4 protein-coding genes are annotated in these 11,506 nt (G+C 73.4%); 3 read left to right on the top strand and 1 reads right to left on the bottom strand.

Annotation, left to right across the window (positions count from 1 at the left end):
- The first annotated feature begins 62 nt into the window (after positions 1–62).
- The 3 genes from AB0A63_RS00905 to AB0A63_RS00895 are packed head-to-tail and all read left to right on the top strand — an operon-like array spanning position 63 to position 6,402.
- Positions 63–4,802 carry an amino acid adenylation domain-containing protein gene (locus AB0A63_RS00905; RefSeq protein WP_360383746.1) on the top strand — a complete coding sequence of 1,580 codons (4,740 nt, stop codon included), beginning with the start codon at positions 63–65 and terminating at the stop codon, positions 4,800–4,802.
- Positions 4,799–5,062, top strand: a complete 264-nt coding sequence (locus tag AB0A63_RS00900) for a phosphopantetheine-binding protein (protein ID WP_360383744.1) — start codon at positions 4,799–4,801, stop codon at positions 5,060–5,062. The genes AB0A63_RS00905 and AB0A63_RS00900 overlap by 4 nt, the downstream gene beginning before the upstream one ends.
- Entirely contained in the window at positions 5,059–6,402 is a 1,344-nt protein-coding gene (locus AB0A63_RS00895; RefSeq protein ID WP_360383741.1) for an NAD(P)/FAD-dependent oxidoreductase, read from the top strand. Before AB0A63_RS00900 ends, AB0A63_RS00895 begins: the two co-directional genes overlap by 4 nt.
- Positions 6,403–6,650: 248 nt before the next feature.
- Here the strand turns inward: AB0A63_RS00895 and AB0A63_RS00890 are convergent, their stop codons facing one another.
- A complete protein-coding gene (locus tag AB0A63_RS00890; protein ID WP_360383739.1) occupies positions 6,651–11,486 on the bottom strand; it encodes a type I polyketide synthase in 4,836 nt (1,611 codons plus the stop codon).
- Positions 11,487–11,506: the final 20 nt, after the last annotated feature.

Here is an 11,506-nt window from a genome sequence, read left to right as displayed (position 1 = left end):
ATCGGGACCGGCGGGAGTTTCGGGACGGCAACCGTCCCAACGCGCACACAGTGGAGAGACGAATGAACAGCGTGCCCCACGCATGGATCGCGCGGCGGGCGGCCGGCGAACCGGACGCGGTAGCGCTCGTCGAAGGCACCCGCCGGATCACCTACCGCGCGCTGGACCGGTCGGCCAACCAGCTCGCGAACCTGTTGCGCGCCAACGGTGTCCGGCCCGGTGATCTCGTCGCCGTGCGGCTGCCCCGAGGCGTGCGCCTCGTCGTCGCGCTGCTCGCGGTGTGGAAGGCGGGCGCGGCTTACACGCCGCTGGACCCCGCCCACCCGGCCGAGCGGAACGCGGCGGTGCTCGCGGCCGCGCAGCCCCGCCTGGTCGTCTCGGACGCGGCAGCGGACGTCGTGCTCGACCCCGACCTGACCGTGCTGCACGACCAGGACCCGGCCGCACCGGACGTGCCACTCAGCGGCGACCACCCGGCGTACGTGCTCCACACCTCCGGTTCCACCGGCACCCCGAAGGGCGTGGTCGTCACGCTCGCCGGCATCGGCAACCAGCTGCGGTGGCTGACCCGCACCCACGGTCTCGCGGCCGGGGACCGGGTGCTGCAGAAGACCGCGCTCACGTTCGACGCGGCGGGCTGGGAGGTCTGGGCGCCGCTGATCAGCGGAGCGACCGTCGTGCTGGCACCGCCCGGGGCGGAACGGGACCCCGCCGCCATCGTGCGCGCGGTCGCCGACCACGGGATCACGGTGCTGCAGGTGGTGCCCTCGATGCTGCGCGCGCTGGTCGAGGAGCCGGGGTGGGACCGCTGCACGACGTTGCGCGTCCTCTCCTCCGGCGGCGAGCAGCTGCACGCCGAGCTCGTGCAGCGGTTCCTGCGGGTGGCGGAGAACTGCCCCGTCACGGTCTGGAACACCTACGGGCCGACCGAGGCGGCCATCGACGTGACCGCGCACCGGTTCGACGACCTGCAGCGGTCCGGCCCGGTTCCGATCGGCACACCGATCGACGACATGCGCGTGGAGATCGCCGAGGACGGCGAGCTGCTCATCGGCGGACCAGGCGTCGCCCAGGGATACCTCGCCGACCCCGCGCTGACCGCGGAGCGGTTCGTCCCGGGTCCCGGCGGCACCCGGTGGTACCGCAGCGGCGACCGCGTCCGCCGGCGCGCGGACGGCACCCTGGAGCACCTCGGCCGACTCGACCACCAGGTCAAGGTCAACGGCGTGCGGATCGAGCCCGGCGAGGTCGAAGCCGTCCTCAACGCCCACCCCGACGTGCGCGAGGCCGTCGTCGCGCCCTACACCGCGGCCAGCGGTGCCACCCGGCTCGCCGCCTACGCGCGGCTGGGCTCAGCGGTCGACCTGGCCGCCTACCTCGCCGCCCGGCTGCCCGAGACCCACGTGCCCGCCGCGTTCGTCGAGCTCGACGACTTCCCGCGCACGTCCAGCGGCAAGGTCGACCGCACCGCCCTGCCCGCGCCCGGCACCGCCGGACCCGCCGTGAGCACCGAGGCCGAGGAGCTGGTCGCCGGGGTGTGGCGTGAGCTGCTGGGCGTCGAGCAGGTCGGTGCGCACGACGACTTCTTCCGGCTCGGCGGCTCCTCGCTGCAGCTGACCAGGCTCGGCAACAGGCTGCGCGCGGCCACCGGTGTGGACGTCCCGCTGGCCGCGCTGCTCACCTCCACCACCGTGGCCGCGCAGGCCCGGCTGATCGACCCGCGGCCGGCGTCCGCGGTACCGGTGCGCCCGGTGCCGCGCGACGGCGCGCTGCCGCTGTCGTTCGGCCAGCAGCGGTTGTGGCTGCTCGACCGGATCCACCCCGCCGCACGCGAGTGGGTCTCCGGGCTGTTCCTGCGCACCGACGCCGGTGAAACCGCCGTGCGCACCGCACTGGACGCCCTGATCGCACGGCACGAGTCGCTGCGCACCCGGTTCGTCGTCGAGGATGACGAACCACGCCAGGTCGTCGACCCGCCGCGGCCGGTGGAGCTGCGCGTGCTCGACGTCCCGGCCGACCGGATCGCGGCCGTCCTCGACGAGGACGCCCGGCGCGGCTTCGACCTCGCCACCGGCCCCGTCGTGCGAGCGCTGCTGTTCCCGGCTGCGGGACGGCTCGTCGTGCTGATGCACCACATCGTCTGCGACGGCTGGTCCTCCGCGGTGCTGGAACGGGAGTTCCACGAGGTCCTGGCCGGCCGCACACCGTCCACACCGGACGTCCAGTACGCGGACTACGCGGTGTGGCAACGGGACCGCCTCACCGAGGAGGTCCTCGCCCGCGAGCTGGCGCACTGGGGCGAGGAGCTGGCGGGTGCCACGCCGCTGGCGTTGCGCACCGACCACCCGCGGCCCGCCGCGCGCGACGCCCGTGGCGCGGTCGTCGGCTTCACCGTCCCGGCCGCGGTCTCGCGGCAGCTGGAGGAGCTCGGCAGGCGCAGCGACGCGACCCCGTTCATGGTGCTGCTCACCGCCTACGCCACGCTGCTCGCCCGCTACACCGCCCAGTGGGACGTGGTCGTCGGCAGCCCCGTCGCCGGCCGCGACCGCCCCGAGATCGAGAACGTCGTCGGGTTCTTCCTCAACAGCATCGTGCTGCGCTGCCGCCTGGACGGCGACCTGACCTTCGAACAGGCACTCGACTCCGTGCGCAACACGTGCAAGCAGGCGTTCGCGCACCAGGAGCTGCCGTTCGAACGGCTCGTCGCCGCCCTGGCCCCGGAACGGGACCTGTCCCGCACGCCGCTCTACCAGGTGGCGTTCGACTTCCACGGCGACGAGCTGACCGGCGCACCCTCCGACGACGCCGAGCTGACCACCCTGCTCGAAGCGTCCCAGGTCGCCAAGACCGACCTCACGCTCTACCTGCGCAAGCAGTCCGACGGCTCGATGACGGGGATGCTGGAGTACGCGACCTCGTTGTTCGACCGGTCGACCGTCGAGCGGATGGCACGGCACCTCGGGCAGCTGCTGGCGTCCGTCACGGGCGACACGCTGCTCGGCACCGCGGACCTGCTGCCCGCGGACGAGCGCCGCGACGTGCTGTCGTGGAGCGGCAACCCGGTCGAGCCGGTCACGTCGTCGGTCCTCGACGGGTTCGAGCGGCAGGCCGCGGCGACCCCCGACGCGACCGCGCTGGTCGTGGCCGGCGCGACCGTCACGTTCCGCGAGCTCGACGCGCACGCCAACCGCCTGGCCCGGCGGCTGAGGGACGCGGGCGTCGGACCGGAGTCGGTCGTCGGCGTGCTGCTGGACCGCGGCGCGGACCTGCCGGCGGCGTTCCTGGCGGTGTGGAAGGCGGGCGGCGCGTACGTGCCGCTCGACCCGGACTTCCCGGCCGACCGCGTCCGGTACGTGCTGGCCGACGCCGGGGCCGACGTCCTGATCACCCACCGCGACGGCTTCGGCGGCCTGCGGCCCGACGTCCACGACGGCGACGCGAGCCCGTTGCCGCGTTCGACGGACCTGGACGCGCTGGCGTACGTCATCTACACCTCCGGCTCGACCGGGCGGCCCAAGGGCGTGCAGGTGCCGCACCGCGGCCTCGCGAACCACGTCCGCTGGGCGGTCGGCGAGCTCGCCGCAACCGGTGGCGCGCCGGTGTTCTCGTCGGTCGCGTTCGACCTGGTCGTGCCCAACGTGTGGGCGCCGCTGCTGGCCGGGCACCCGACGCACCTGCTGCCCCAGGACCTCGACCTCACCGAGCTCGGCGCGCGGCTGCTGGCCGCGGCACCGTTCGGGTTCCTCAAGCTCACACCCGGCCACCTCGACGTGCTCACCCAGCAGCTGGAGCCCGCGCAGCGCGCAGGGCTCGCCGACGTGGTCGTCGTGGCGGGCGAGGCGCTCCCGCCCCGGCTCGCCGCGCAGTGGGACGGCCTGGTCGACCTGGTCAACGAGTACGGCCCCACCGAGACCTCGGTCGGCACGTGCACCCATCCGGTGCGCTCGCCGCTCGGCGACTCGGTGCCGATCGGGACACCGCTGCCCGGCGTCACGATGCACGTGCTCGACACCCGGTTGGAGCCGGTGCCGGTCGGCGTGGTGGGGGAGCTGTTCGTCGGCGGCGCCGGCGTGGCCCGCGGCTACGCGAACCGGCCGGACCTCACCGCGGAGCGCTTCCTGCCCGATCCCTTCGGCGCGCCGGGAGCGCGGTTCTACCGCACCGGCGACCTCGTGCGGCTGCTGCCCGGCGGCGCCGTCGACTTCGTCGGCCGGCGCGACCAGCAGGTGAAGATCCGCGGCTACCGGGTGGAGCTGGGCGAGATCACCGCGGTGCTCACCGAGCACCCCGGCGTGCGCGACGCGGTCGTGGTCGCCGGGGACGGCGTGCTGACCGCGTACTACGTACCGGTGGCCGGTGACGTGGAGCTCGGCGGGTGGTGCGCCGGGAAGCTGCCCGCCTACATGGTGCCCGCCACGTTCACCTCGCTCCCGGCGTTCCCCCTGAACGCCAACGGAAAGCTCGACCGCGCCGCACTGCCCGCGCCCGGCCCGGCCGCCGAGACCCTGGTCGCACCACGCGGTGTCGTCGAGGAACGGGTTGCCGAGGTGTTCACCGCGCTGCTCGGCGTCCCCGTCGGCGCGCACAGCCACTTCTTCTCGATCGGCGGCAACTCGATCCTCGCGATCCGGCTGATCGCGACGATCCAGTCCGAGTTCGAGGTGACCGTGCCGATGCGCGCGGTCTTCGAAGGCGGCACGGTCGCCGACCTCGCCGCCGTGGTCGAGGAGCAGGTGCGGGCCGAGCTCGACCGGATGTCCGACGAAGAACTGGCCCTGCTCGACGAGAGTGAGAACCGATGACCGAGGAAGAATACGTCTCCGCACTGCTCGCCTTCGTGCGACGGGAGTTCCTGTCGGACTCCGACGACGTGGAGCTGACGGCGGCCACGCCGCTGATCGAGTCGGGCGTCCTCGACTCGCTGCGCATCGCCGTGCTGATGGCGTTCATCCGCGACGAGTTCGCCGTGCAGGTGCCGCTGACCAAGATCGACGCGCGGCACTTCGCGGACATCAGCACCATCGCCGCGATGCTGCACGAGGAGCAGGGGGTGCGCGCATGAGCACCGACTACGACGTCGCGATCATCGGCGGCGGCCCGGCCGGCTCGACGATGGCGTCCTACCTGGCCAGGGCCGGTCTGAACGTGGTCGTGTTCGAGGGCGAGACCTTCCCGCGCGAACACGTCGGCGAGTCCCTGGTCCCCGCCACCACACCGGTGCTGGCCGAGATCGGCGCGCTGGAGAAGGTCGACGAGGCCGGGTTCCCGAAGAAGTACGGCGCCTCCTGGACGTCCGCGGAGTCGCGCGACATCCCGAAGATGGGCTACAGCGGCCTGAGCCACGGCTGGACCGCGGACATCCAGTTCGTGGAGCGCAACCAGCCCGGTGTGGACCGCGACTACACCTTCCACGTCGACCGCGGCCGCTTCGACGCGATCCTGCTCAAGCACGCCCAGGAGCAGGGCGCCACGGTCTTCAACGGCGTCCGCGTGCGCGACGTCGACTTCTCCTCCCCGTCGGAGGTGCGCCTGACCTGCCGCGTCGGCCCGCGCGACGTCCCGTTCACCGCGCGCATGGTGGTCGACGCCTCCGGCCGCTCGACGCTGCTGGGCAAGCAGCTCAAGGTGAAGGTCAGCGACCCGGTGTTCGACCAGTACGCGGTGCACACCTGGTTCGAGGGCCTCGACCGCGGTGCGCTGGCGGGGGATGCGTCGCAGGTGGACCACATCTTCGTGCACTTCCTGCCCATCAAGGACACCTGGGTGTGGCAGATCCCGATCACCGACACCATCACGTCCATCGGGGTGGTGACCCAGAAGAAGCGCTTCCGCGAGAGCTCCGGCGACCGTGAGGAGTTCTTCTGGGACTTCGTGGGAAGCCGCCCGGAGCTGGCCGACGCGCTGAAGAACTCGCAGCGGCTGCGCCCGTTCAAGGTCGAGGGCGACTACAGCTACGCGATGGAGAAGATCTGCGGCGACCGGTTCGTGCTGGTCGGTGACGCGGCCCGGTTCGTCGACCCGATCTTCTCCAGCGGTGTGAGCGTGGCGCTCAACAGCGCGCGGATCGCGGCCCAGGACATCATCGCCGCGCACGCCGCCGGCTCGTACGAGAAGGAGCGCTTCGGCACCTACGAGACGAAGCTGCGGCGGGCGGTGAAGTACTGGTACGAGTTCATCTCCATCTACTACCGGCTCAACGTGCTGTTCACCGCGTTCGTGCAGGACCACCGGTACCGCGTGGACGTGCTCAAGATGTTGCAGGGCGACGTGTACGACGGCGAGGAACCCAAGGCGCTCAAGGCGATGAAGGAGGTGGTCGCCGCCGTCGAGGCGAACCCCGACCACCTCTGGCACCCGTACCTGGGCACGCTCAAGGCACCCACCTCGGCACCCAGCTTCTGACGGTTCGACCCCAGCGGGCCGGCTCCTCCGGGAGCCGGCCCGCTGTCGTGTGCGCCGATGGCTTTCGGCGCGACGAAAGGGGTGCCCGGACCGTGGCCCGAACACCCCTTGTTGTTCCGTCCTGCGGGCTAAGCCCCTTGGCCAGCAGTCTTGTCCGCCCCCTTCCTCTCGTTGCTGCCCAGGGCGTCTGCAAGTAGAGCCAGGGGCGGGAACGCGGGGCGGCAGAGGCACAAAAGCTGGCAACCTGCCTAGCTGGCTCCGAGGTGCTCTGCCAGGTGGTCGGCGATCGCGGTGACGCTGGGCTGGTGCCACAGCAGCGTGGACGGCAGCTTGTGGCCGAACCGCTTCTCCAGCCGCTTGCGCACGACGATCGTCATCACCGAGTCGAGCCCCTGCTCCACCAACGACCTGCGCACGTCGAGCGAGGCCGCCGGCAGCCGCATCTCGCCGGCGATCTGCGCCCCGATCACCTCGATGAGCCGGGCCTGGAGCTGGTCGGAGCCGAGCCCCTGGAAGTCGTCCGGCGCGGTGTCCTCGGCGGCGACGGCCTCGACGGTGGCGAGCTCGCTGAGCAGCGGAGGCCGGTCGGCGTCGGCCGCGGCGACCACCCGCAGGACCGGGTAGTGGCCGGGGCCCCGCGCCGCCGCGTGGTCCCACGCGCGGAACGCCTCGGCGGCGGAGATGTCGCCCACGCCGCGTGCGGCGAGCTGGCGGTCGACGGAGGCGTTGACCGCCATGCCCTGGCCGCGCCACGACGTCCAGCCCAGGCTGGTGACGTCGGGGCGGTGGGCGGCCAGCGCGTCGAGGAACGCGTTGGCCGCGCCGTACGTCGCCTGGCCGGGGAGGCCGAGCAGCTGGCCGCACGACGAGAACAGGACGAAGAAGTCGAGGCTCCCCACCGGGAACGCCTGGTGCAGGTTCCACGCACCGGTGACCTTCGGGGCCAGCACCGCCCGCATCGAGGCGAGGTCGACGTCGGCGGCCATGCGGTTGTCCAGCACACCCGCGGCGTGCACGATCCCGCTGATCGGCGGCAGGTCCAGCTCCCGCAACGACGTCACGGCTGCGGGATCGGTGATGTCCAGCGCGACGCAGTGGACGGTCACGCCGGCGCTCTCGAGCCCGCGGATCGCCTCGACCTGGCGCTGGTCGGGGTGCGCCGCCCAGTCCCGGCGCGCGGGGAACGGGGTGCGGCCCACGAGCACGAGCCGCCGCGCGCCGCGCTCGGCCAGCCACCGGGCGACCTCCAGACCCAGCACGCCCAGACCGCCGGTGACCAGGTACGTGCCGTCCGGGCGGCACGTCAGCGGGGTGTGGGAGGGTTCCCGGGTGGTCGGCAGCAGCGTGGCCGTCTCGACCCCGGACCGCAGCGAGATGACGTCCGCTGCCGGCGCTGAGCCGATCACCTCGTGCAGCCGCGCGGTGGAGCCGTCGGCGGGCAGGTCGACGACGCCGCCCCACAGCTCCTCGTACTCGCTCGCGAGCACCCGGCCCAGCCCCCACAGCACGGACTGCGCGAGTGCCTGCGGTGTCGCGCTTTCCCGCACCCCGGTCGTGACGCACCACAACCGCGGCGGGCTGTCCATCGTGGACAGCCGGTGGGCCTCCTCCAGCAGCTTCCAGGCGATGGCGGCCGGCTCCCCGTCGCTCGGGGCGAAGAACAGCTCGTCCGTGACGCCGGGCACCACCTCGCGGGAGGGGCCGAGCTCCAGGGGTCGCCAGCCGATCTCGTGCACCAGGTCCGCCGGGGCGGCCTGCTCGGTCATGCCGCCGTACCGCAGACCGGTCAGCTGCGCCCGCACGGTCCCACCGCTGTCGGCGACGAGGACGTCGACGGTGTCGGCCGACGTGACGGACACCTGGACGTCCACCGCGGCCGTCGGCGTGCCGGAGACCTGGACGGAGCCGATCCCGGCGACCATCCGCAGCTCGGCGGGACCGGGGAACGCGGCGGGGGCGATGGACAGCGCGGCGTCGAGCACCGCCGGCCACGAGCCGTCGGCCAGCACGCGTGCGCGCAGGACGGTGTCGGTGCGCAGCAGCTCCTCGACGGTCCACTCGAACGCCATGTCCGGGACGCCCACCGAACGCAGGTGGGCGCGGACGTGGCCGGGCGGCAGCGGTGCGGAGCCCCTGGGCAGCTTCGGCAGCCGGGCCGGGAGGCCGGCGACCGGGCCGAGCGCGGCGGTGCAGTGGGTGAGCCAGCTGTCCGAGGCCTTCGCGGCGATCCGCAGGCCGTTGCCGTCGCGCACGACCTGGATCTCACCGCCGCGCACCGGCAGCCGCAGGTCGACGTCGCGGACCGCTGTCACGCCCGCTGCCAGGAAGAAGGTGTTGACCAGCACCGCGGCCGGGACGATCTCGGTGCCGTGGATGGTGTGGCTGCCGGGGTACGGGCGGTTGGCGTCGTCGAGCGCGGTGCGCCACAGCGTCAGGTCCGGGCGGCCCGCCACCGGCACGGGGGCACCGAGCAGGGCGTGGTCGGCCGGGTCGTGCTGCTGCGGTGCGCCGCTGACCGAGGACTCGTGCCAGTGCGGCGTGTGCTGCCAGGCGCGCACGGGCAGGTCGGCGAGGTCACCGGCGGGGTGCAGGCGGTCCCAGTCGACGTCGACACCGGCGCAGAACGCGGCACCGACCGCCGTGAGCACCGAGACCTGCTCGGGCTTGTTGCGCCGCAACGTGATCCCGACGAACGCGTCCTCGTCGCCGAGCGTCTCGGTCAGCGAGTGCGCGACGACCGGGTGGGCCGAGACCTCGACGAACCGCCGGTAGCCGTCCTCGATCGCGGCACGGGTCGCGTCCAGCAGGCGCACCGGGTTGCGCAGGTTCGCGGCCCAGTAGTCGCCGTGCAGCAGCCCGGTCGACCGCGGGTCGGGCAGAGCGGTGGAGTACATGGGGATCTGCGGTTCGCGGGGCTCCAGGTCGCTCGCGGCCGCGGCGAGGCCGGCGGTGAGCGCGTCCATCTGCGGGCTGTGGAACGCCACGTCGGAGGCGACCCGCCGGACCTGGACGTCGTCCCACTCGGCGATGAGGGCGTCGATCGCGGCGGGCGAGCCGGAGACCACGGACGAGGACGGCGAGGCGGAGATGCCGGCGACGACGTCCGTGCGGCCACCGAGGCGCTCACCCGCCTCCTCGAACGACAGCGACGTCATCGCCATCGCACCCTGCCCGGCGACGCGGCGCAGCAGCGCGGAACGGCGGCAGCTCAGCCGGGCACCGTCCTGCGGGGTCAGCGCGCCGCAGGCGACCGCGGCCGCGATCTCGCCGACCGAGTGGCCGATCACCGCGTCCGGTGTGACGCCGTACGACCGCCACACCGCGGACAGACCCACCTGGACCACGAAGATCATCGTCTGGATGCGGTCGATCGTGTCGAAGTCGCCGTCGCGCAGCACCTGGGTGGGGGAGAAGCCGATCTCCTCCAGGAAGACCGGTTCCAGCTCGGCGACGGCCGCGGCGAACTCCGGTGAGCTGTCGAGCAGTTCCCTGCCCATGCCCGGCCACTGCGCGCCGTGCCCGGAGAACACCCACACCAGCCCGGTGCCGGGGTTCGACGGGACCGGGTTCGGCAGTCGTTCACCGGCCGCGACCTCGCGCAGGCCCTCGGCCAGCTCCTCGGCGGTCTGCGCGACCACGGTGGCGCGGTGCGGGAGGTGTGACCGGCGGTGGGCGAGGGTGTGGCCGGCCGCGGTGAGGTCGCCGTGCCCGGCGAGCCGGTCGGCGAAGGCACGCAGGGCGTCCTGGGAGGCGGCGGACACGGGGAACAGCCGGGGCGCGTCGTCCGGTGCGGCCACCGCCGCACGCACGGGTGCCTCCTCCAGCACGACGTGCCCGATGGTGCCGCCGTACCCGAACCCGGAGACCCCGGCGCGGCGCACCCGGTCCCCGCGCCGCCACGGCGTGCGGGTGGTGTTGACCAGCAGTCCGGACGTGGCCCAGTCGATCGCCGGGTTGGGGGTGGCGCAGTTGAGGCTCGGCGGCAGCTCGCCGTGGTGCAGGGCGAGCGAGGCCTTGATGAGGCTCGCGATCCCGGCGCCCGCCTCCAGGTGCCCGATGTTGGGCTTGACCGACCCGATCCGCACCGGCTCGGTCCGCCCGGCCCCGTAGACGGCCGCCAGCGCGCCGGCCTCCAGCGGGTCGCCGAGCCGGGTGCCGGTGCCGTGCGCCTCGACGTAGTCCACGGAGGACGGTTCGACGCCCGCGCGGGAGCAGGCCTCCCGCAGCAGCGCCTCCTGCGCGGAACCGGACGGCGCCATGATGCCGTTGGTGCGCCCGTCCTGGTGCACGGCCGATCCGCGGATCACCGACAGGACCCGGTCGCCGTCGCGCAGCGCGTCGTCGAGCAGCTTGAGCACGAGGACGCCGCCGCCCTCGCCGCGCCCGTAACCGTTGGCGTCGGCGGAGAACGGCTTGCACCGGCCGTCGGGCGAGGTCGCCCCGGCGGCGTCGAGGGTGAGCGTCAGCCCCGGCCCGATGATCAGGTTCACACCGCCGACCAGCGCGATGCCGCACTCCCCGTCGGCCAGCGCCCTGCTCGCCAGGTGCGTCGCGACCAGCGACGCCGAGCACGCGGTGTCGACGGCGAGGCTCGGCCCGTGCATGTCGAGCGCGTAGGAGATGCGGTTGGCCGCCGCGCACAGCGCGCTGCCGATGCCGGTCCACGCCTCGATCGAGGGCAGGTCCTCCAGCATCCGGCGGCCGTAGTCGTCGGACCCGATGCCGACGAACACGCCGGTGTCACCGCCCGCGAGCGACCGCGGCGGGATGCCGGCGTGCTCCAGCGCCTCCCACGCCACCTCCAGCAGCAGGCGCTGCTGCGGGTCCATCAGCTCGGCCTCGCGCGGGGTGAGCCCGAAGAAGCCGGAGTCGAACCCGGAGACGTCGTCCAGGAAGCCGCCGGGAACGGCGGCGCGGCGCAGCTCCGCGGGGAACGAGCCGTCGTAGGCGCGCCACCGGCCCTCCGGCAGGTCGCCGACACCGTCCCGGCCGGAGACCAGCATGTCCCAGAACGCGGCCGGGCCATCGGCGCCGCCCGCGAACCTGCAGCCGACGCCGATCACGGCCACCGGTGGTGTGCTCATGACTTTCCTCGCATTCTCGA

It is taken from the genome of Lentzea sp. NPDC042327, from assembly GCF_040647275.1.
In the GTDB taxonomy this organism is placed as follows: domain Bacteria; phylum Actinomycetota; class Actinomycetes; order Mycobacteriales; family Pseudonocardiaceae; genus Lentzea.
The sequence above is the reverse complement of the archived record's forward strand: the minus strand, read 5'-3'. Positions and strand labels throughout refer to the sequence as shown.